The sequence below is a fragment of the Ferrovibrio sp. GW821-FHT12E11 genome (genome assembly GCF_058806975.1).
Genome location: NZ_JBXAQG010000001.1, coordinates 1801911 through 1821866 on the forward strand (window position 1 = coordinate 1801911; position 19956 = coordinate 1821866).

Sequence of the window (19956 nt, forward strand, 5' to 3'; positions counted from 1 at the left end):
CTGCCCGATTCCACCCTTTCGGGCGAGTCGCTCGACTATGCATCCCCCGGAGGCTAGAACACGCCCATGTCCGAAGCCCCAGACCAGACACCCCCCGCCCCGCCCTCAGCCCGCCGCGTTGCCGCCAGCCTGCTGGACGGTGTGCTGGGTCATGGTCGGGCCCTGGATGATGCGCTGCTGGACGGCAAGAACGGCTTCCGCGACCTCTCCGACCGCGACCGCGCCTTCGTGCGCCGGCTGGTCGCCACAGCCTTGCGCCGCCGCGGCCAGATCGACGGCACCCTGCGCAAATTCCTCACATTGTGGCCCAAGGGGCTGCCGCGCGAAGCCATGCGGCTCGGCGCCGCTGAACTGCTGTTTCTCGATGCGCCGGCCCATGCCGCTGTCGGCGAGGCCGTCAACCTGATGCATCCCGAGCAGAAAAAGCCGCGCGGCCTGATTAACGCCGTGTTGCGCAAGGTCGCCACGGAAGGGCCCGCCATTGTGGCGCAGCTGGATGCGGCCAAGGCCAACACGCCGGACTGGCTGTGGCAGAGCTGGATCAACGCTTACGGCGAAGACACCGCGCGCGCCATTGCCGCCGCGCATCTGAACGAAGCGCCGCTGGATATCTCGGTAAAAGACGACGCTGCGGGCTGGGCTGAAAAACTCGAAGCCGAGCTGCTGCCGAGCGGCAGCCTGCGCCGCACTGCTGCCGGCGGCGTCGAAAGCCTGCCTGGCTTCAGCGAAGGCGCCTGGTGGGTACAGGATGTCGCCGCGACCCTGCCGGCAAAGATGCTGGGCGATGTGGCCGGCAAGTCGGTGGCCGATCTCTGCGCCGCGCCGGGCGGCAAAACCGCGCAGCTGGCGGCGATGGGCGCTGCCGTCACCGCTGTCGACCGTTCGGCGCAGCGGCTGCGACGGCTGGAACAGAACATGGCGCGGCTTGGCCTGCAGGCCGATGTGGTCGCTGCCGAAATCGCCGAATGGAACACCACGCGGCAATACGATGCCGTGCTGCTGGATGCGCCCTGCTCGGCCACCGGCACGATCCGCCGCCATCCCGATCTGCCTTATCTGAAAGACGAGACCGATGTGATGAAGCTGGCCGAGTTGCAGCGCCGGCTGATCGCCAAGGCCTGGAGCCTACTGAAACCCGGCGGGCGCATGGTCTATTGCGTCTGCTCGCTGCAGCCTGAAGAAGGCGAATACCAGATCGGTTATCTGCAGGCCCTGCAGGGCGCGACGCTGGTGCGGGCCGATGCGGCGAAACTGCGCCTGCCGTCGGAAGCCGTGGCCCATGACGGCGCGCTGCGCACCCTGCCCTCGATGTGGTCGGGCCGCGGCGGCATGGACGGCTTCTTCGCCGTCGCGCTGCAGAAGAACGTCTAGGACCGCGGCGACTCGACGATCAAACCGACCAGACGCCGCACCAGCGGAAAGACGAACAGCATGGTGGGAAACGCCACGATCCAGGACAGGCCCCAGGCCTGCATCCATTTCTCGACCACGCCGGGCGTGAAGCCCACGCCATTGAAGGTCGAAATTCCCGAGACAATGAAGGTCATCAGGAAAGACAGCGCCAGCGGCATGGCGACCAGATTGTAGCGGGCGGGCAGTTTCTTTTGCATCGGATGTCCGGTTCGAGGGGGCAGGCGATGTTTAGCGCATCGCCTGCCCTACAGCCAGAGCCGGATCAATCGAGCAGCGCCTTCATCACCTTGTAGAGTTCTGCCTTGGCCTCGAAGCCGACACCGGGAATCTGCGGCAAAGACACATAGCTGTCGTTCACCGCGATGCCATCGGCAAAACCACCAAACGGCTTGAACACATCGGGATAGCTTTCGTTGCCGCCCAGATGCAGCCCGGCAGCAATGTTCAACGACATCTGGTGGCCGCCATGGGGCACCACGCGGCGGCTGGACCAGCCATGTTCTTTCAGCACATCCAGGGTGCGCAGGTATTCCACCAGGCCATAGCTGAGTGCGCAGTCGAATTGCAGGAAATCGCGATCCTTGTTCATGCCGCCGAAGCGGATCAGGTTGCGCGCATCCTGATGCGAGAACAGGTTCTCGCCGGTGGCCATCGGTTTGTCGTAATGCCGGCCCAGCTCGGCCTGCAGCGCGTAATCCAGCGGATCGCCGACCTCTTCATACCAGTAGAGATTATAGGGCCGGATGGCGTTGCCGTATTCTATGGCGGTCTTGATGTCGAAGCGGCCATTCACGTCGACGCAGAGATTCTGCCCGTCGCCGACGATCTTCAGTACGGCCTCGATTCTCTTTAAATCCTCGGCCAGCGGCTCGCCGCCGATCTTCATTTTCACGACACGGTAGCCGCGGTCGCGATAGCTTTTCATCTCGTCCTGCAGCGCGCCCAGATCCTTACCGGGATAGTAGTAGCCGCCAGCGGCATAGACCCAGACCTTCTCGTCGGCGACGCCGCCGCGATAGCGGTCGGCCAGCAGGCGCCAGAGCGGCACGCCGGCGATCTTGGCGACGGCATCCCACACCGCCATATCCAGCGTGCCGACGGCGACCGACCGCTCGCCATGGCCTCCGGGCTTCTCGTTGCTCATCAGCGTCTTCCAGATCGCAAACGGATCCAGATTGTTGTTGGCCGTGTCGATCAGCGTGTCCGGCTTGGCGTCCGTCAGGCGCGGCAAAAAGCGTTCCCGCATCAGCGCGCCCTGGCCATAGCGGCCGTTGGAGTTGAAGCCGAAGCCGACGACAGGCTTTCCATCGCGCAGCTGGTCGGTGATCACGGCGACCACCGAGCAGGTCATCTTGGAAAAATCGATATAGGCATTGGCAATCGGCGAGGCGATCGAGACGGTTTTTTCGCGGACATCGACAATACGCATGGGAAAGGCGGGCTCCTGTGAGAAGGCCCGCATCTAGACATGGACAGCAGACCACCGCCAATGCCAGATTCAGATACTGTTATTCACCCGGGGCATGAGCCTTATGGAACTGAACTGGCTGGAAGATTTCCTGAGTCTGGCGGAAGCGGGCAATTTCAGCCGCGCCGCCGAGGCCAGGCATATGACCCAGCCGGCCTTCAGCCGCCGCATCCGCGCGCTGGAGGACTGGGTTGGTGTCGGATTGTTCGACCGCTCGGCCCAGCCGGTGAGGCTCACGGCAGCCGGCGAGCAGTTCATGCCCACCGTGCGCGACACGTTGCGACGCCTGGCGCAGGGCCGCGAGGAAGCGCGGCAGGCCGAGCAGGCGGAAACCGCAACGCTGACCTTTGCCGCCACCCAGGCATTATCGCTGACCTTCTTCCCGGACTGGCTGCGCGGCCTGGATATCGCCGCCAAGCTCGGCGCCATCCGCCTGATGTCGGGCAGCATGCTGGCCGGCGAGGAAGCCCTTCTGCAGGGACAGAGTCAGTTCCTGCTGTGCCACGGCCACGATGCGGTGGCCAACCGCCTGCCGCCAGACCGTTTCCTGTACCGCCGTCTGGCACAGGACCGGCTGTTACCGGTTTGCGCAGCGGATGACAGCGGCAAGCCGCGCCATGCTCTGGATGCCGCGTCGCAGGCCCTGCCCTATCTGGCCTATGCCGAGGATTCCGGCCTGGGCCGCATCGTCACCGCGATGCTGGGCCGCCGCGAAACCAGTCTGCCGCTGCGCGTCAGTTTCATCGCGCCACAGGGCACCGTGCTGCGCGCCATGGCCCGTGATGGCCGCGGCATCGCCTGGCTGCCGCAAAGCCTGATCGAGGAAGATCTGGCCAGCCGCCGCCTGGTGCCGGCCGGTGGCGAGGCCTGGACCATCCCGGTCGAGATCCGGCTTTACCGTCCGCGCGAGCGCGGCACCCGCATCGCCGAGGATTTCTGGGCAACCATCCTGCCGTCAGAACTGGACAAGACCTGACACACCGTCCCACAGCAGCTTGCAGGCGGTGACGATCAGCAGGCCGTAGCAGATGCGATAGAGCTGGCGCTGGTCCAGCCGTTCATGCAGGCGCCAGCCGGCCCAGACGGCGAGCGGAATCACCGGCAGGCAGCAGGCCATCAGAATCCAGATCTCCGGGCCCGGTCGCGCCAGCCACAGCCAGGGTCCGGCCTTGGTCATGTTGGCCACCGTGAAGAACAGGCTGGTGGTGCCGGCCAGAACCATCTTGGGCAGACCCAGCGGCAGCAGATACAGGGCGAGCGGCGGTCCGCCTGCATGCGCCACCATCGTGGTGATGCCGGAACAGAAGCCCGCCAGCATGCCTTTCGCCGGCTGCCGTGGCTGCACCCGCACCTCGCCGCCGCCCCTGAACCACAGGCCGGCGAACAGCAGCGTAATCAGCGCCATGGCGATTTCGATCAGGTGGCGATCCAGCACGCGCATCAGCACGGTGCCCGCCGCAATGCCGAGCAGCAGCATCGGCAGCAGCAGTTTTGCATCGGGTTTCGACCAGGTATTGGGCTTCCAGTAGCGCAGCGCAAACAGGTCGATGACGATGAACAGCGGCGCCAGCAGTGCGCCAGCCATGATCGGATCAAGGCCGAGCGAAAGCAGCGGGATGCCGACGATGGCAAAACCGCCGCCGAAGGCGCCGCGCATGAAGGCGATCAGGAACACGCCACAAAGCGCAAGGACGAGGGGAAGAATCTCCGGGAGCATCGTCAGACTGCTTTAGCAGCCGGAATGGCGATGCGCATCCGCTGAATTGTCAGGGGGCAATGCGGCGCGGCTTACGCCTCGCGCAGATCCAGTGCGACGGGGGCGATCTGGTCGGCGAGGTAGCGCGCCAGTTCGGCGCGGCTTTTGGGATTGCGCAGGATTTTCTCGTCCTGCGGATTGGACAGGAAGCCGGTCTCGATCAGCACCGAGGGAAGCGCCGGCGAGCGCAGCACGGCAAAATTCGCCGCGCGCATCGGATTCTCCAGCAGTTCGACGCGGCGGCCGACGCCGGTGACGATGCGGCGCTTGGCGCTGAGCGAGGCATTGTGGCCATGGCGACGCGCCAGATCGATCAGGATGGCCGCCGTCTGCTTGTCGGTGGCACCGGCATCGAAGCCGTAGATCGCGTCCACCTGGTTCTCGCGGTCGGCCAGCCGGCGGGCGAAATCGTCCGTGGCCTTTTCGGCGCGGGTATAGGCCGACAGGCCGCGGGCACCGCGATTGGGCGCCGCATCGGCATGGATCGACAGGAACAGGTCGGCGCTTTTCTCATGCGCGAAGGCGACGCGGCTGGGCAGCGGAATATAGCTGTCGCGTTCGCGGGTAATGAAAACCTTCAGGTTCGGATTGCCGGCCAGGGCCTGCCGGATGCTGAGGCAGATCGAGAGCGTGACATCCTTTTCCTCCGTGCCGGTGACGCCGATGGCGCCGGGATCGCGACCGCCATGGCCGGGATCGAGCACGATGACGGCCGGCGGGCGCGGCGGCACCGGCTTCGGCGGTGCGCCACTGCCGGCCGGCTTGCGGCCGGGCAGCGGCGCGGCACGGTCAGCCGCCAGGCCCAGACCCGGCAGCGCACTGCTGCCGAGCAGGCCGAGAAGCGAAGAGATGACGAGGCGCCGTGAATACATGCCGGTTTCCGACCAGACGAAGCGGTCAAAACGAATCCTGTGCCCGCGCGAATCGGCGGGGATGCGGCGGACGATAGAATCCGCCAGACTCCCGTGCAAGGAAAGTCCGCGTGGCCAAAGCTGTCAGGAGATGGTGAAGGCTTCGTTAATGGGTCGGCCGCCCGGATTCAATCGACCGTGTATTTGGCGCGGACGTCGTATTTGTTGCCCTTGACCCAGCTCTCGATCAGCTTTTCCAGCGCCGAGTTCGGTTTTTCGGGCAGCACCACCTTCAGCTTCACATACTGGTCGCCGCGTTCATCGCCCTTGCCGGGGAAGCCGCGACCTTTCAGCCGCAGCGTGGTGCCCGAACTGGCGCTTTTCGGCACGGCGACCGCCACCATGCCATCGATGGTCGGCACCGGAATCTTGGCGCCGAGAATGGCCTCGTCGATGGTGACCGGCAGCTCAACATGGATGTCGTCGCCCTGGCGGGTGAAGAAGGCATGCGGCTCGACCGTCACTTCAATGAGCGCATCGCCAGCCTCGCCGCCATGCCGGCCGCCGTCACCCTGATGGCGCAGGCGGATCTGCTGGCCATCGGCAAGGCCTGCCGGAATGGCGACATCGAGCTGCTTGCCATCGGGCATGGTGAGGCGGCGCTTAGTGCCGCGGGCCGCATCGAGGAAGCCGATCTTCAGGTTGAAATGGCGATCCGCACCGCGCAGCGGTCGGCTGCCACGGGCACCGCCGAAGCCTCCGGCACCGGCCGCGCCGGCGCCGCTGCGACCGCGCCGCATCTGGCTGAAAATCTCGTCAAAAATGTCTTCGGCGCCGGTACCGTCAAAGCCGGAGAAATCGCCGGTGCCACCACCGAACGGGCCGCGCGCCCCACCGGGGCCGCGGCCGCCGGCATTGGGGTTGAAGCCGGGGCGGCGCGGCTGGCCGGCCGCATCGATCTCGCCGCGATCGAATTTGCCGCGCTTGTCGGCATCGCCGATGATGTCATAGGCAGCGGAAATTTCCTTGAACCGCTCGGAGGCCTTTTCATTGCCCTGGTTGCGGTCCGGGTGAAATTCCTTGGCCAGCTTGCGATAGGCCTTGCGGATATCGTCCTGGCTCGCCGCGCGGGCAACGCCGATCACCGTATAAGGATCACGCATGGCGATGCATCCTGACGCTGACGCGGCTCATGGTTTGGCCTCGCCGGCCGGCTTCGGCTCGCCATCCTTAGACTCATCGGCCTTCTGCTCGTCCGTCTTGCTCTCGCCGCCGTCGAAGATATCGGGGATCGACACGCCGCCACCCGACGCCAGCGCATTATAGACACGCGCGAAAAAGCCCGGCCGTTCCGGCTGGGATGACGCCGGTGTCTCGGCGGGCGGGACGGCGGGAGGCTCTGACGCCGGCACAGTCACGGCCTGTACCGCTGGCGGTTCGGCGGCAGGCTGTTCGACAGAAACCGGTGCCGCGGCAATTGGCGGCGGCAGACTGGGCACAGCTGCCGGGGCCGGCGCAACAGCCGAGGCCGTGGTGCTTTCGGTCTTGTCGTCGGCTTCGGCGGCCTGCGGCCCGGCCAGGCGGAGGCCTGAAATCAGCGGCGCCGTCTCCTCGGGCTTGCGCACCATCTGCGACAGCCGGTCCAGCGCTTCGGGCTGGCCGTTCTTGGCCGCGAGATTGTACCAGCCGAGCGCACGCGGCTCACTCTTCTCGATGCCGAGGCCCAGTTCGAACATCAGGCCGAGATTATACTGCGCCACCGCATGGCCCTGGATGGCAGCGGCGGCAAACCACTTATGCGCTTCCTCGTAATTGACCGGCACGCCCTCCTCGCCCTGCAGATAGATCGCGGCGAGATTGGCCTGGGCGCGCGAGAAGCCGAGTTCGGCGGCGCGGCGATACCAGTCCATGGCCTTCTGGATGTCCTTTTCGACACCCTGGCCCCAACGGTAGAGATGGCCGATGTTGCGCATCGCAGCCACATCGTTCTTTTCAGCGACTGGCAGCCACTGGGCATAAGCAGCAGCATAATCGCCGGCCTCGTAGGCGCGCACGCCGGCCGTGAAGTCGGCCCGCGCCGGCCCGGAGACCAACGCGGTCGCCAGCAGAACCTGCGCGGCCAGCGCGGCCGCCGCAAGGTTGCCGGCCGAACGCAACTGCCGTCGCGACGACGCCACTACGCTATGCATGATCTCAGCCGTTGACGACCTTCCAGCTGCCGTCGGGCTGGCGGCAGGCAGTGCCGAAGGCCTGCTCGGTCTTGCCGCCCACGGTCACCGACTGCTGGAACTCGCGGCAATAGTCGCCATTCGACGCCGTGCCTTCGCGGGTCGGCGTCACCGTGCCGGCATTGCCGCTGTCGGGATTGCGCCAAGAGATCGGCTGGCCGATCGGCGCCGTCGTAGCCTTCTGGCTGGCCTGTTCCATATGCGCCTTGTCGGCCTTGTCGAGCGACGAGCCGACCTGGTTGCCCAGATAGGCGCCTGCCAGCGCGCCGGCGGCCACGCCAACCAGCTGGCCGGTGCCCTTGCCGAACTGCGCACCGAGTACGGCGCCACCGATGCCGCCGAGCACGGTGCCGATATTCTCCTTGTTCATCTCCGGGCCCTGGCCGTTCTGGCAGGCGGCAAGGCTGAGGGCGGCCAGCAGGGCGGGCACGGCCAGGAAACGGGAAAGACGGGTGTTCATAGGATCCTCACAGGCAAACCGGCGGCGCGGCTTCGCGGCCGAGTCCGGTATCTACAGTATATTGGTCGGGTTTGGTGCGCCGCAAGACGGGCGGGCGGCAGACTCGGGCGGGCGAAACCGAAAAAAGGCCGGCAGAAACAGCGTCCTGCCGGCCTTTATGGTTAGGGAAGTCTTACCGCTTAGGATTTGCTGAAGAAGTCCAGCGTCGAGAACAGCGGGGCCGGCTCGTCCGCCAGCTTGGCGGCGTCGAAGGTGTCCAGGCTGTTCGACTTCATGATCGAACGGATGGTGCGGATGTAATCCGGGCCGCGCACCGAATAGCGATGCAGGGTGCCGGCCAGCTGGTAGCTGTCGAGACTGCCGCGGTCGCGCATGTTGGCGCGCTTGTCGCGGAATTCGCGATAGCTGGCCTTGGAATTCAGGTTGCGCATATAGGCGGCGACCGAATGCTCCAGGCTCTTGAAGCGCTGCACTTCATAGGTCTCGCCATCGGGACGGTTTTCCGGCACCAGGCCGCTGCCCGGATTCCAGGTCCACATGCCGAAGACGGCATTGCCCATCAGTGCGAAGCGCGATGTGCCCCAGCCGGATTCTTCCACCGCCTGCGCCAGCGCCAGACCCGGCGGCACCACGTCGACGCGCGCGATCAGTTCATTGATGTCGGCATCATCGACACCATACTGCTCGGCCATCTGCTCGATCCACTGCTGGTCGCGCGCAGAAACAGCCGTACCGAATTCATTGCGCTTGCGCAGCTGCTGCAGGCGGTCGCGATCGGCAGCGATGCGCTCGTTCTCGCGCAGGATATGCGGCAGCATCACCTTCAGGAAGGCGCGCTTGCGCTTCTCGGTCAGATTGACATCGGCGATATCGACCGGCAGCGAAGCCAGGAAAATACGCGGCACTTCCACCTGGCCATTGGCATTGCGCAGTTCGGCCAGATCGAAGCCTTCCTGCTCGAAGCGACGCAGCATGGCATCGACGGTGCGGTCGGAGTCAGCGCGCAACGCCGTGCGATACGGCGAGAACTGACGCACTTCCGCGATGCGGCGCGAGGCTTCGGCCGCGCTCACGGCAGGCTGTTCTTCGGTAATTTTGGGTGCAACGGGGCGCACGGCATCGGCCACGACGCTGCGCGGCTCGATCAGCGCACGCCAGTCGAGCTGCGCCACCTGGCGCAGGCGATCCCAGGCGTCATGCACGCCTTCGCCCAGCGAGGCCTGCTGCACCTGCATGTCGGGGACGCGCGCGAGCTGGCGGCTGGACAGCAGCCCCACCCCCACGCCGGAAACCAGGCCGACGGCCAATAACAGACCGAAACCGGCAACAATCAGACGTACGTCCGATCCAATGGCAAGCAACCGCCTATCGCGATGTGCCGTCATGGGTCAAACCTCCACAGTTATCAGCGCCAAGCCCACGACACAGCCGACATAACTTCGTCGGACCGCGCCGGACGCTGCCCTATGTGCGATCCCCCACCAGGAAACGCAGTGAACTCACCGAAAACGCGGTGAACTGCCGTTAGTTCCTGCAACCCCAGGAAACCAGCGGCGATGAATACTCAGACAGCCCGAACTTCCGATACCTCGGGCACGTAATGCTTCAGCATATTCTCGATGCCGTAGCGCAAAGTTGCCGTCGAACTGGGGCAACCGGAACAGGAGCCCTGCATCTGCAGGTAAACAATCCCCCGCTCGAATCCGCGGAAGATAATATCGCCGCCATCTTGGGCGACCGCGGGACGCACCCGCGTATCGATGAGTTCCTTGATCTGGACCACGAGCGGCGCATCGGCTGGATCGTAGGTCTCTTCGACGCCGGCGCTGCCAGCATCGGCATTCATAACCGGCAGGCCGGCCATGAAATGCTCCATGATGGCGCCCAACAGGGCCGGCTTCAGCTCGGTCCAGTCGCGCGCATCGGGCTTGGTGACGGTGACGAAGTCGGCGCCCAGGAAGACGCCCTCGACCCCGGCCACCGCGAACAGGCGGGTGGCCAGTGGGGAAGCCTTGGCGGCCTCGGCATCGGTGAAATCAACCGAACCGAAATCGCCGCCCAGGACATCGCGTCCGGGCAGGAATTTCAGGGTCGCCGGGTTCGGCGTGGTTTCGGTCTGGATGAACATTCTTGATGTATCCGTGAAAGGTGGACTGGAAATTGGTTGGGGGGTCCGCAAATATCAAGGACGAAGGTCATGGCAAAACTGTGTTCCGGCAATTAAGTTGCGCGTGCCGCACAATAATTGGAAGAATTTAAACCGATGTGGATAAAACTGCGGGTTGTCCCCAGGGCTGTGGAGCGATGAGCATCCCGGCAGAGGGGGTGGCGCGTCTGCCGAGCTGGCCCGATTCGCGGCTTGTTCTCACCCCGGCAGCCCGCTGGCTGGTCGATCATGATGGTCAGGCGATGCCGATCGCCGACCTGATCGAGGGATTCTGTCGCCATCTGCTCGACGAAGGCATACCACTGCTCCGTCTGATGACCGGCCTGCCCTCGATGCACCCCCAGACCTATACGCGCGGCTTCGTCTGGCAACGGGATGTGGGAGTCACGATGGGCGAACGGCCCCACGGGATCACCAAGACCGCCGAATACCTGAACAGCCCGATCGCCGTGATCCACCAGGGCGCCGCCGCCATCCGCCGGCAGATCGAGCTGCCCGACACGCCGCTGGATTTCGAGATCCTGCACGAGCTGAAACCGATGGGGGTGACCGACTACCTGATGCTGCCCATGCGGTTCACCCAGGGACCGGGCATGGGCCGCGAGGCCGGGCAGAATGTCTCCTTCATGAGCTTCGCCACCGACAAGCCTGGCGGATTCCGGCCCGAGCATCTGAGCTACCTGATGGAGCTGATGCCGCTGATCGCCCTGCGGATGGAGCTTGAAGCCTCCCGCCGCATGACCCGGGACCTGCTGACCACCTATCTGGGCCATGGACCGGCCAAGCGGGTGCTGAACGGCGCCATCCAGCGCGGCCAAGGCTATGAGGTGGAAGCCGCCATCCTGCTGTCGGACCTCCGTGGCTTCACCGCCTTTTCGGACCGCAACACCGCCACCGAGGTGGTGGCGACCCTCGACCGCTATTTCGACGCCGTGGCGGCCCCGATCCAGGCCCATGAGGGCGAGGTGCTGAAATTCATCGGCGATGGCCTGCTGGCCATCTTCCGCGTCGAGGAAGGCAATACGCGCGAAGCCGCCTGCCGCCGCGCGCTGATCGCTGCCGAGTCGGCCTTTGCCGGCCTGCATGAACTGAACCAGGGCCGCGGCATTGCCGGGGCGCCGCCGCTGCGGGTCGGCATCGGCCTGCATGTGGGCAAGGTGGTGTTCGGCAATATCGGCGCCCGCGACCGTCTGGATTTCACCGTGATCGGCCGTGCCGTGAACGAAGTGTCGCGGCTGGAAGCCCAGACCAAGGCGGTGGGGCGCCCCCTGCTGGCCTCGACCGCCTTCGCCGCCGAGATCAACACCCCGGGCAGCAGTCCCGGGCAGCGGCTGGAGCCGCTGGGCTTCCATGTGCTGCGCGGCGTGCGCGAACCGCAGGAGCTGTTCGGTCTGCCTGCGGAGCGTCTGGCGGGCTACGAAGACTAGATTTCCGGTAACGTCGGGGGGCCCGGCGCGTTCTGGGCTTGTCGCGGCCCGCGCGCGACGCCAGAGTCCGCCATGTCATGACCGCCCTGCCGCCCGCCCTCAAGGACGATGCCCGGCTCAGCTATGCGCTGAGTTGCTGGCATCGCTGGCGCGGCACCAACCGCTATCCGGCGCGCGCCGATATCGATCCGCTCGACCTGAAACGCCTGTTGCCGAACCTGTTCCTGGTCGAGGTGGAACCCGACCACCATCGCTTCCGCTTCGTGCTGTCCGGCGAAACCGTGCGCGAGAATCTCGGCTTCGAGCTGAGCAGCCGCTATCTGGAGGACCTGTTCCATGACGACCAGCTCGTCCGCATCGAGGCCAGCTATCATCTGGTGCTGACCGGGAATGCCCAGTATGCCATGCAGCACTGGGAACGGCGTGGCATGCCCGTCATGCGGTTTCAGCGCCTGCTGCTGCCGTTGTCGAGCAACCGCCACAACGTGGACCTGATCTTCGGTATCGCGCTCTACGACCGGCTGGAAGGCCATGACGGCAACCCGATTGATCACATCGGCGACCCGGTCAAAGTGAGCATTCTCACCGAGCACACCATTCCGCTGGATGTGCCGCCGTAAAACGATAGCCTCAGTGCATGGTCGCCGCAGCGACTACCACCTCGATGCGATGGCCATCGGTATCGTCGACGAAAATCAAGTCAGCCGGTCGATCTGCTCGTCGGTGAGGCTGCCCGGGATCACGGTGAGCAGGAAGCTCAGCTGCCCCGCCTTCTGACCGGCCAGTTCGCTGACCAGCGGGCCCGGACCCTCGCCGCCGGGCGCCGCAGCCAGCACCAGCATGCGGATATCGGGATCTTCATCCACCAGCTTCAGGATCTCGTCTTTCGCCACACCCTCGCGGATCACCAACTCGGGCAGCAGACCGGAGTCCTGGTTGACCTGTTCGGCCAGCTTCTGCAGCAGGCCTTCAGCCGCATCATGGGCTTCCGAGCGCATGATCTCGGCCACGCCGGCCCATTGCTGGAAATCCACCGGCGACACCACGCGCAGCATCACCACGCCGCTGCGCACATTGCGGGCGCGGCGCGTGGCATAGCGCACGGCAACACGCACTTCCGGCGTATCGTCGACGACGACCAGGAACTTGCTGCGCCGGCGAGCCTCGGCGGCGGACGGGCTTTTGGTTTCACTCATCCCGGCAAGGTGCCATCGCTGACGGCTGGAATGCAAGCGGCCAGGACAGCGCGGTTAACCGGCTAAAGCGGTGGCTGCGCCGCCATGAATGCCTGCGCTTCCTGCTGCAGCCACCGGGCAAAGGTCTGCGCTGCCGCGGAACCGGACTGCGGCAACAAGGCCATGTAATGCCGGCCGGTCGGCGCGAAACCGAACGGTGCGAGCAGGCGGCCGCCCTGCATGTCATCGGCGACGAGATGCCAGAAACCGATGGCAACGCCGAGTCCGGCCATGGCCGCCTCCAGCATGAAATAGACATGCTCGAAACTCTGGGCCTCCAGCGCCGGCGGCGTGGCAAGGCCATGGCGGGCGAACCATTCGGGCCATGCATCCTTGCGCGTGGCGGTGTGCAGCAAGGGCGCCTGCAGCAGCGCGGCCGGCGTATCGAGAGGGCAGCGCTGCAACAGCACCGGTGCCAGCACCGGCCCCGCGAATTCCGCAAAGAGCGGAATCGCCGCAACTCCGGCAGGCCAGGGTCCGCTTCCGACGCGGATCGCCAGATCGAAACTGCCCTGCGCCAGCGCGATATCGCTGTCCGATGTCGTCAGCCGGACGATCAGCGCGGGATGGGCGGCCTGAAAGCGATGCAGCCGCGGGATCAGCCAGCGCATGGCAAAACTGCCGAAGCTGGACACCGCGATATCGGTGGAGGCCTCCGCGCGCAAGGCATCGACGCCGCGCGCAATCCGGTCGAAGGCATCTTCCAGCACGGCCATCAGATGCGTGCCGGACGGCGTCAGCACCAGGCGGCCACGATGGTTTTCCAGCAGCGACAGGCCAAGCTCTGCCTCTAGGCCACGCACCTGCCGACTGACGGCACCATGGGTGACGCCGAGGAGATCGGCGGCGCGGGTCATGCTGCCCTGCCGGGCGGCGGCCTCGAAACTGCGCAGGGCATTGAGGGAGGGCAGGCGGCGACGCATGACTCTTCCTGTGAGTTTAAATCACAGGAAGACGGAAAAATGATCGTTTTTCAACTGATAAATTGCCAGATATCACTGCCGGCGGCGTGATGCTGGATCACGCAGAACCCAAGCAACAAGGCTTTCCGTCATGCCCTTTATCCGCACCCTGGTCCGCCGGGGCACCCTGCCCGCCCGCAAGCGCGCCATTGTCACCGGCATTCACCAGGCCCTGGTCGCCGCCATCGGCATGCCCGCCGACGAGCTGTTCAACGCCGTGCAGGAATACGGCGATGACGATTTCTTCTACGACCGCGGCTTCAACGGCATCGCCCGTTCGGACGACCTGGTGGTGGTGGAAATCACCATGCGGCGCGGCCGCAGCGACGCGATGAAGCGCGATCTCTATGCCGCGATTGCCGCCAATCTGGAGAAGGATGCCGGCGTGTCGCCGCGCGACGTCTTCATCTTCACGCACGAGAACGACTATTCCGACTGGTCGGTCGGCAATGGCAAATTCGCCATGGCAATCGTGCAGCAGCGCGGCAGCGACAGCTAGGGCGCCGGCTTATTTCTGCAGGATATTGATGATCTCGTAGATCTGGGTGCGCGAACGCTCGACGTAGAATCCCATCGAGCCCAGATGATTGGGCAGGATCACCGCGTCGGGCTTCGCATTCCACACCACCAGCGGCTTCAGCCCGGCGGCGGCGGCGAATGACGCCAGCATCTGGTCCCAGGTGCCGACCAGTTCGCGGTCGCGCACCAGATTGGGATAGTCCTGCTTCAGCTCGCGCAGGATCAGGTAATAGGCGTACATCTGCCCTTTGACGCTGTAGAAGACATCGTCGGCTTCCCAGTCGATGACGGTATTGCCGCCCTCCTGGATGCGGCGGTCAATCGCCGCCGAAGCCGAGCCGATATCTAGCGCGATGCGCTCCAAGGTCGCCTGCAGATTGTCGGCGCGGCGCTCGAACACCGCCTGGCCGGCGCCAAGCCGCGTGTTGTAACCAAGCAGCGCCGAACGCGCCTTGCGATACTGGTCTTCCGACTTCGCGGTCGGCAGCAAGGACGTGGAGAAATCGAAAATCCACTTGGTGCCGGAATACTGCAGCAGGCCGGCGGCCTCCTGCAGGTCGCGGTCGGTCTGGCTCGACCCGCGGGTGCGGCCGATCTGGTCGACCAGCTGGAAGGCAAAACGGCCCAGCGCGTGAATCATGCCGAGCTGGTAGTTCGGCATGTTGTCGAGCATCGAGCCTGGCATGAAGAAGGGATCGTTGGCGACCCAGCCGTTGCGATTCACTTCGCGGTCGATGAGAGAGGCCGCCATCGCCACCGTACGGCTGCCGCCAGCGGGCAGATCGGCGGCCGGAACGGCGTAATCCATGCGGTCGTCAATCTTGTGGGCGATCAGCATGCCGACCGGATAATACAGGCCGAACACCAGCACGACGGCGATGACGCTAGCCGGCAGCCAGCGGGCGCGCAGCCAGGCTTTGAGGGAAGAGCCGGTCGTGGTGTCGTCAAGCATGGGGGTTCGGCCAGAAAAAGGACGGGAGGCACCACCAATGTGGGCCCGCCGCGGCTGTCATTCAAGGTGGCCCAGCAACCGGCGCAGAATATCCTGAGGCTCGCCACCTGCGCCGCGCCAGGCGACGATGTGGTCCGGCCGGATCAGAACATAGTCCGCCGCATACACGTCGCGGGCGGATTCCGAGGCAAGCGAGACCCGCGTCAAGTCCACGCGACATGCGCGTGCTGCCTCAGCCATGGCCGCTGCGAATGCGCCATCGCCGCCAAGCTGCAGCAGGGTCCAGTTGAAACCAAAGCGGTCGAACAGGGATGCGCCGTCCTCCAGCCACAGATGTGGCGGGCGACCGCCTGGACAGGCGGATGGCACATAGATATTTGCCGCATCCGGTGGTGGTGTGCTGCCATCGGCGATGATCGCCGGCGAGCCATCATACCGGCCGCCGAAGGTGATGCCGGGTATGTTGAATTCGCGCCGCGCATGCTCTTCCAGATAGGCGCCGGCTTTCTGCCGTGCCGCGACACCGGCCGGCGTGTCCGTCTCGATGGCCGGATCGACCGTGAATAGGCCAAGCGAGTCGGCGAAGGCGCGGGCATAACCAGTATTGCGCAATGCCAGCGGCCGGCGCTCGGCTTCATAGCTGCCGAGCAGCGCCGGCGGTGCGCTACCCTGCAGCACGGCAGCCACCTTCCAGCCGAGATTGACGGCGTCCTCGATGGCGGTGTTGTAGCCCAGGCCGCCGGTGGGCGTGAAGAGATGCACGGCATCGCCACCCAGCAGCACGCGACCGCGGCCGAAGCGCTCGGCGACCAGGGCATGGCCGGCCGTCCAGGTGCCGCGCGAGAGGATCTCGAGATCGATCGTCTTGCCGGCGGCCGCATGGAACATGGCCCGCGCATCAGCCTCACTGACCGACGCCTCGTCCTCCCCCGGCCGCAGCTGGGTGTGGAAGGCAAACTCCCCCTTGCCATCGACGGCCGCCATGAAAGCACGGCGTGACGGGTTGAAGGTGACATTCATCCAGGCCGGTGCCTGGCCGGTCGCAGCATAGAAATCCGGCGCCCGCAGGTAGATCGCATACATGCGCCCGCCCATGAAGTCGCGCTGCACGCCGGTTTCGCCGCCATAACGGATACCCAACCTGCCGCGCACCATGCTGCGAGCGCCGTCCGCACCGACGAGATAGTCCGCCGTCACCGCATGCAGACGGCCATCGGCGACATTTTCCACTGTCGCGGTAAGCCTGTCTCCGTGGTCGGTGAAATCCTTCAGTCGCCAGCCATACTGCAGTGTGACGCCGGGCAGTGCCTCCGCCTTCCGGCGCAACACGGCCTCGACGTATTTTTGCGAGACGCGGTGCGGTAATTCCGGCGTACTCCAGGAGGAGCCGGATTCGCGCGCGCGCTGCTTCGCCTCCTGTGCCGATGGCAGGCGGAAGCGTGCCAGTTCATGGTCCGCATAGCGCGTAAAATAGGCGATGTCGGTGGGATAATCCGGCGGCAGACCAAGCGCGCGGATATCATCCGCAAATCCCAGGCGACGGAAATGCTCCATCGTGCGGGCCTGCGTGGCATTGGCCTGCGGATTGAAGGCCGTGCCCGGCTTCTCGTCGACCAGCAGGGTGTTGATACCGCGGCGGCCCAGTTCGTTGGCCAGCATCAGGCCGCAGGGGCCGCCGCCGGCGATCAGCACGGCGCAGGTGGAAGGCAGGGTCACCTGCGTGCGCCTTATGGCCGCAGGAACCCGACCGTGTCGTAGACTTCGGCGATCACCGGCGCCGACAGGGCGCGAGCCTTCTCGCCGCCTTCGCGCAGGACGCCGTCGACATAGCCCGGGTCGGCCGTGAGACGACGCATCTCTGCTGTGATCGGACCGAGTACAGAAACCGAAGTCTCGGTGAGGAGCGTCTTGAAAGCGCCCCAGCCCTTGCCGGCCGTGGCCGTCACCGCCTGCTCCAGCGTCTGGTTCGACAGGGCGGCATAGATGCCCATCAGGTTCTGGGCTTCCGGACGGCCCTCCAGGCCTTCAACCGTGTCGGGCAGCAGATCGGGATCGGTCTTGGCGCGCTTGATCTTGTCGGCGATCATATCGGCGGTGTCGGTCAGGTTGATGCGCGCCTGGTCGGACGCATCCGACTTCGACATCTTCTTGGCGCCGTCACGTAGGGACATCACGCGCGTGGCCGTGCCGAAAATCTGCGGCTCGGTGAGCGGGAACATCTCCTTGCCGTAGTCGTGGTTGAACTTCTGCGCGATATCGCGGGTCAGCTCCAGATGCTGTTTCTGATCCTCGCCGACCGGCACATGGGTGGCCTTGTAGGCCAGGATGTCGGCGGCCATCAGGGCGGGATAGGCATAGAGACCGAGCGAGGCATTCTCGCGGTCCTTGCCGGCTTTTTCCTTGAACTGGGTCATGCGATTCATCCAGCCGAGCCGGGCGACGCAGTTGAAGATCCAGGCCAGGGTGGCGTGATCGGGATTCTGCGACTGGTTGAACAGGATGTTCTTCTTCGGGTCGATGCCCGAGGCGATCATCGCCGCCGCCAGCTCGCGGGTGCTGTTGCGCAGGTCGTCGGCATTCAGCAGCGACGCGGTGATCGCATGCATGTCGACCATGCAGAAGATGCACTCGTATTCGGTCTGCAGCGCGACCCAGTTGCGCACCGCGCCGAGATAATTGCCAAGATGGAGATTGCCGGTGGGCTGGATGCCCGAGAAGATGCGCCGTTGGAAGGCCATGACGGTCCCTGTGACGATGGGGCGGTGGAAGACCCCGGTTGCGGGAAAATTTAAAGCGCGCCGGTTATCGCCGGGCGCCGGCATTCCGTCAATAGCTGCCGGTCACCCGCGACGCAGGATCGCCCGCCATTCCGACGGACGGCTGGCGCCCAGCAGCAGGATCGATGCCAGGTAGGTGACCATGCCGCCGCCGACCAGCACAGCCAGGGCGGAAACGCGCATCCAGAAACCGCCGGCATACCAGGGCGGCAGCACCACGCGATCCAGCGCCACCAACACGGCGGCCATCGCCACCGAAGCGATCAGGATGCGCAGGGCGCGTCCGCTGAGGCGCGCATCGCTGCGCCAGTGACCGCGGCGATGCAGCGTGTAGAGCAGCAGAAGGGTATTGGCGCTGGCGGCCAGCGCCGTGGCCAGCGCCAGGCCGACATGGGCCAGAAACGGCATCAACGCCAGGCTCAGCGCAATGTTCACCGCGATCGTCACCAGCGCCAGCTTGACCGGGGTGCGCGTATCCTGGCGCGCATGGAAGGCCGGCGTCAGGGTGCGCGACAGCACGAAGCCCGGCAGGCCGATGGCATAAGCCAGCAGCGTCATCGCCGTCTCCTGCGCCGTGACCAGATTGAACTCGCCGCGCTGGAACAGGATCGAAATGATCGGGAACGGCACCACCAGCAATGCTGCCGCCGATGGCAGGGCCAGCAGCAGGCCGAATTCGATGGCGCGGTTCTGCGTGTAGGTGGCCGCCTTGTGATCGTCGCGCGCCAGCTGGCCGGCCAGCGTGGGCAGCAGCGCCGTGGCGATTGCGGCGCCGACCACACCCACAGTGAGCTGGTTGATGCGGTCGGCATAGAAGAGATACGACACCGCGCCGGCCGGCAGCAGCGAGGCGAGGATCAGCCCGACCATCAGGTTGACCTGAGTGGCCCCGGCGCCCAGGGCGGCCGGCAGCACCAGGCGGAACAGGCGGCGCACCTTGTCATTGATCACCGGACGACGCAGGCGCAGCGACAGGCCGGCACGATGGGCATCCCAGGCGAGCCAGAGGAACTGCAGAATGCCACCGACCAGCGTCGACCAGGCCAGCGCATAACCGGCATTGGGCACATACGGCGTCAGCCAGAGCATGCCGGCGATCATCACCAGGTTGAGCAGGATCGGCGTCGCCGCCATGGCGAAAAAGCGGCCCAGGCAGTTCAGCACCGCGCCGTAAAGCGAAGCCAGGCTGATGAACAGCAGATAGGGAAAGGTGATGATGGTCAGCGTCACCGACAGCGGGAAGCGCAGCGGATCATTGGCAAAGCCCGGGGCCAGCACCAGGATCACCAGCGGCATGGCGATCTGTGCCACCAGCGTGAAGCCAAGCGTGACCAGCAGCAGCAGGGCAAGCGCTCGCTCGGCGAAATGCTGCGCGGCGGCGCGGCCTTCCTTGGCCTCCGTGCGGCTGAACAGCGGCAGGAAGCCGGCGGTGAAGGCGCCTTCGGCGAACAGCGAGCGGAAGAAATTCGGCAGCCGCAGCGACACGAAGAAGGCGTCGGCGATCGGACCGGCGCCAAGATAGCGCGCGATCAGCAGGTCGCGCACGAAGCCGGCGATGCGGCTCACCATGGTGAGGCCGCCGACAGTGGCTATGGCGCGAAACAGGGACATGGGGTGGACGGCCGCTCCGTTGCAGGCGCGGCGAGTATAGGCAAGGCCCTGGCAACGCACCACTCTTTCCCAACGCGCCTGCAGGCCGCTGTGACCAGCGACACGTTCTGCTGGCGATCAGGGCAAGCGG

20 protein-coding genes are annotated in these 19956 nt (G+C 65.4%); 5 read left to right on the forward strand and 15 right to left on the reverse strand.

The genetic code is table 11. The features are described from left to right. Nucleotides 1-66 precede the first annotated feature (66 nt). The gene (locus AC1ROT_RS08920) at nucleotides 67-1371 is read left to right on the forward strand and encodes an RsmB/NOP family class I SAM-dependent RNA methyltransferase (protein WP_492998496.1); all 1305 of its coding nucleotides are present in this window, start codon (nucleotides 67-69) and stop codon (nucleotides 1369-1371) included. On the opposite strand, the gene AC1ROT_RS08925 is transcribed toward AC1ROT_RS08920, so the two are convergent. Together AC1ROT_RS08925 and AC1ROT_RS08930 are read right to left on the reverse strand one after the other, a co-directional pair. Further along, on the reverse strand, nucleotides 1368-1610 hold the full coding sequence (locus AC1ROT_RS08925; protein ID WP_492998498.1) for a DUF2798 domain-containing protein: 243 nt from the start codon (nucleotides 1608-1610) through the stop codon (nucleotides 1368-1370). The genes AC1ROT_RS08920 and AC1ROT_RS08925 overlap by 4 nt on opposite strands. A gap of 65 nt (nucleotides 1611-1675) precedes the next feature. Next, complete coding sequence (locus AC1ROT_RS08930) at nucleotides 1676-2842, reverse strand: mandelate racemase/muconate lactonizing enzyme family protein (RefSeq protein WP_492998500.1); 1167 nt, start codon at nucleotides 2840-2842, stop codon at nucleotides 1676-1678. 103 nt (nucleotides 2843-2945) lie between these two features. On the opposite strand from AC1ROT_RS08930, the gene AC1ROT_RS08935 reads away from it, so the two are divergent. Then, entirely contained in the window at nucleotides 2946-3857 is a 912-nt protein-coding gene (locus tag AC1ROT_RS08935) for a LysR family transcriptional regulator (protein ID WP_492998502.1), read from the forward strand. Here the strand turns inward: AC1ROT_RS08935 and AC1ROT_RS08940 are convergent. From AC1ROT_RS08940 to AC1ROT_RS08970, 7 genes are all read right to left on the reverse strand, one after another. Next, nucleotides 3837-4598, reverse strand: a complete 762-nt coding sequence (locus tag AC1ROT_RS08940) for a sulfite exporter TauE/SafE family protein (RefSeq protein ID WP_492972563.1) — start codon at nucleotides 4596-4598, stop codon at nucleotides 3837-3839. The genes AC1ROT_RS08935 and AC1ROT_RS08940 overlap by 21 nt on opposite strands. 71 nt (nucleotides 4599-4669) lie before the next feature. Further along, complete coding sequence (locus tag AC1ROT_RS08945) at nucleotides 4670-5509, reverse strand: N-acetylmuramoyl-L-alanine amidase family protein (RefSeq protein WP_492998504.1); 840 nt, start codon at nucleotides 5507-5509, stop codon at nucleotides 4670-4672. Between the two features lie 167 nt (nucleotides 5510-5676). Next, complete coding sequence (locus tag AC1ROT_RS08950; RefSeq protein WP_492998506.1) at nucleotides 5677-6651, reverse strand: DnaJ C-terminal domain-containing protein; 975 nt, start codon at nucleotides 6649-6651, stop codon at nucleotides 5677-5679. 27 nt (nucleotides 6652-6678) lie between these two features. Beyond that, the gene (locus tag AC1ROT_RS08955; RefSeq protein ID WP_492998508.1) at nucleotides 6679-7677 is read right to left on the reverse strand and encodes a tetratricopeptide repeat protein; all 999 of its coding nucleotides are present in this window, start codon (nucleotides 7675-7677) and stop codon (nucleotides 6679-6681) included. 4 nt (nucleotides 7678-7681) lie between these two features. Then, entirely contained in the window at nucleotides 7682-8176 is a 495-nt protein-coding gene (locus AC1ROT_RS08960) for an RT0821/Lpp0805 family surface protein (RefSeq protein WP_492998509.1), read from the reverse strand. Nucleotides 8177-8355: 179 nt separating this feature from the next. Continuing rightward, nucleotides 8356-9561: a glucosaminidase domain-containing protein gene (locus AC1ROT_RS08965; RefSeq protein ID WP_492998511.1), complete on the reverse strand. Its 1206-nt coding sequence runs from the start codon at nucleotides 9559-9561 to the stop codon at nucleotides 8356-8358. A gap of 179 nt (nucleotides 9562-9740) precedes the next feature. Then, entirely contained in the window at nucleotides 9741-10304 is a 564-nt protein-coding gene (locus AC1ROT_RS08970) for a NifU family protein (RefSeq protein ID WP_492972557.1), read from the reverse strand. A gap of 176 nt (nucleotides 10305-10480) precedes the next feature. Here AC1ROT_RS08970 and AC1ROT_RS08975 point away from each other — a divergent pair, with 176 nt between their 5' ends. Then, complete coding sequence (locus AC1ROT_RS08975; protein ID WP_492972556.1) at nucleotides 10481-11770, forward strand: adenylate/guanylate cyclase domain-containing protein; 1290 nt, start codon at nucleotides 10481-10483, stop codon at nucleotides 11768-11770. A gap of 77 nt (nucleotides 11771-11847) precedes the next feature. Beyond that, the gene (locus tag AC1ROT_RS08980) at nucleotides 11848-12390 is read left to right on the forward strand and encodes a PAS domain-containing protein (protein ID WP_492998513.1); all 543 of its coding nucleotides are present in this window, start codon (nucleotides 11848-11850) and stop codon (nucleotides 12388-12390) included. A 75-nt stretch (nucleotides 12391-12465) separates the two neighbouring features. Here the strand turns inward: AC1ROT_RS08980 and AC1ROT_RS08985 are convergent, their stop codons facing one another. Together AC1ROT_RS08985 and AC1ROT_RS08990 are read right to left on the reverse strand one after the other, a co-directional pair. Continuing rightward, the gene (locus AC1ROT_RS08985) at nucleotides 12466-12966 is read right to left on the reverse strand and encodes a universal stress protein (protein ID WP_492972554.1); all 501 of its coding nucleotides are present in this window, start codon (nucleotides 12964-12966) and stop codon (nucleotides 12466-12468) included. 62 nt (nucleotides 12967-13028) lie between these two features. Then, on the reverse strand, nucleotides 13029-13928 hold the full coding sequence (locus tag AC1ROT_RS08990) for a LysR substrate-binding domain-containing protein (protein ID WP_492998515.1): 900 nt from the start codon (nucleotides 13926-13928) through the stop codon (nucleotides 13029-13031). Nucleotides 13929-14058: 130 nt separating this feature from the next. On the opposite strand from AC1ROT_RS08990, the gene AC1ROT_RS08995 reads away from it, so the two are divergent. After that, nucleotides 14059-14466: a tautomerase family protein gene (locus AC1ROT_RS08995; RefSeq protein ID WP_492998517.1), complete on the forward strand. Its 408-nt coding sequence runs from the start codon at nucleotides 14059-14061 to the stop codon at nucleotides 14464-14466. Between the two features lie 9 nt (nucleotides 14467-14475). On the opposite strand, the gene AC1ROT_RS09000 is transcribed toward AC1ROT_RS08995, so the two are convergent. From AC1ROT_RS09000 to murJ, 4 genes are all read right to left on the reverse strand, one after another. Then, complete coding sequence (locus AC1ROT_RS09000; RefSeq protein ID WP_492998519.1) at nucleotides 14476-15438, reverse strand: DUF2333 family protein; 963 nt, start codon at nucleotides 15436-15438, stop codon at nucleotides 14476-14478. A gap of 57 nt (nucleotides 15439-15495) precedes the next feature. Next, complete coding sequence (locus AC1ROT_RS09005) at nucleotides 15496-17154, reverse strand: FAD-dependent oxidoreductase (RefSeq protein WP_492998521.1); 1659 nt, start codon at nucleotides 17152-17154, stop codon at nucleotides 15496-15498. A gap of 11 nt (nucleotides 17155-17165) precedes the next feature. After that, nucleotides 17166-18176 carry a tryptophan--tRNA ligase gene (gene trpS / locus AC1ROT_RS09010; protein ID WP_492998523.1) on the reverse strand — a complete coding sequence of 337 codons (1011 nt, stop codon included), beginning with the start codon at nucleotides 18174-18176 and terminating at the stop codon, nucleotides 17166-17168. Between the two features lie 102 nt (nucleotides 18177-18278). Then, on the reverse strand, nucleotides 18279-19826 hold the full coding sequence (murJ, locus tag AC1ROT_RS09015; protein ID WP_492998525.1) for a murein biosynthesis integral membrane protein MurJ: 1548 nt from the start codon (nucleotides 19824-19826) through the stop codon (nucleotides 18279-18281). Between the last annotated feature and the right edge of the window lie 130 nt (nucleotides 19827-19956).

What these genes read in the sequence shown, in the direction of transcription:
- AC1ROT_RS08920 (WP_492998496.1), top strand. Translation starts at nt 67, where the DNA reads ATGTCCGAAGCCCCAGACCAGACACCCCCCGCCCCGCCCTCAGCCCGC.
- AC1ROT_RS08925 (WP_492998498.1), bottom strand. Translation starts at nt 1,610, where the DNA reads ATGCAAAAGAAACTGCCCGCCCGCTACAATCTGGTCGCCATGCCGCTG.
- AC1ROT_RS08930 (WP_492998500.1), bottom strand. Translation starts at nt 2,842, where the DNA reads ATGCGTATTGTCGATGTCCGCGAAAAAACCGTCTCGATCGCCTCGCCG.
- AC1ROT_RS08935 (WP_492998502.1), top strand. Translation starts at nt 2,946, where the DNA reads ATGGAACTGAACTGGCTGGAAGATTTCCTGAGTCTGGCGGAAGCGGGC.
- AC1ROT_RS08940 (WP_492972563.1), bottom strand. Translation starts at nt 4,598, where the DNA reads ATGCTCCCGGAGATTCTTCCCCTCGTCCTTGCGCTTTGTGGCGTGTTC.
- AC1ROT_RS08945 (WP_492998504.1), bottom strand. Translation starts at nt 5,509, where the DNA reads ATGTATTCACGGCGCCTCGTCATCTCTTCGCTTCTCGGCCTGCTCGGC.
- AC1ROT_RS08950 (WP_492998506.1), bottom strand. Translation starts at nt 6,651, where the DNA reads ATGCGTGATCCTTATACGGTGATCGGCGTTGCCCGCGCGGCGAGCCAG.
- AC1ROT_RS08955 (WP_492998508.1), bottom strand. Translation starts at nt 7,677, where the DNA reads ATGCATAGCGTAGTGGCGTCGTCGCGACGGCAGTTGCGTTCGGCCGGC.
- AC1ROT_RS08960 (WP_492998509.1), bottom strand. Translation starts at nt 8,176, where the DNA reads ATGAACACCCGTCTTTCCCGTTTCCTGGCCGTGCCCGCCCTGCTGGCC.
- AC1ROT_RS08965 (WP_492998511.1), bottom strand. Translation starts at nt 9,561, where the DNA reads ATGACGGCACATCGCGATAGGCGGTTGCTTGCCATTGGATCGGACGTA.
- AC1ROT_RS08970 (WP_492972557.1), bottom strand. Translation starts at nt 10,304, where the DNA reads ATGTTCATCCAGACCGAAACCACGCCGAACCCGGCGACCCTGAAATTC.
- AC1ROT_RS08975 (WP_492972556.1), top strand. Translation starts at nt 10,481, where the DNA reads ATGAGCATCCCGGCAGAGGGGGTGGCGCGTCTGCCGAGCTGGCCCGAT.
- AC1ROT_RS08980 (WP_492998513.1), top strand. Translation starts at nt 11,848, where the DNA reads ATGACCGCCCTGCCGCCCGCCCTCAAGGACGATGCCCGGCTCAGCTAT.
- AC1ROT_RS08985 (WP_492972554.1), bottom strand. Translation starts at nt 12,966, where the DNA reads ATGAGTGAAACCAAAAGCCCGTCCGCCGCCGAGGCTCGCCGGCGCAGC.
- AC1ROT_RS08990 (WP_492998515.1), bottom strand. Translation starts at nt 13,928, where the DNA reads ATGCGTCGCCGCCTGCCCTCCCTCAATGCCCTGCGCAGTTTCGAGGCC.
- AC1ROT_RS08995 (WP_492998517.1), top strand. Translation starts at nt 14,059, where the DNA reads ATGCCCTTTATCCGCACCCTGGTCCGCCGGGGCACCCTGCCCGCCCGC.
- AC1ROT_RS09000 (WP_492998519.1), bottom strand. Translation starts at nt 15,438, where the DNA reads ATGCTTGACGACACCACGACCGGCTCTTCCCTCAAAGCCTGGCTGCGC.
- trpS (WP_492998523.1), bottom strand. Translation starts at nt 18,176, where the DNA reads ATGGCCTTCCAACGGCGCATCTTCTCGGGCATCCAGCCCACCGGCAAT.
- murJ (WP_492998525.1), bottom strand. Translation starts at nt 19,826, where the DNA reads ATGTCCCTGTTTCGCGCCATAGCCACTGTCGGCGGCCTCACCATGGTG.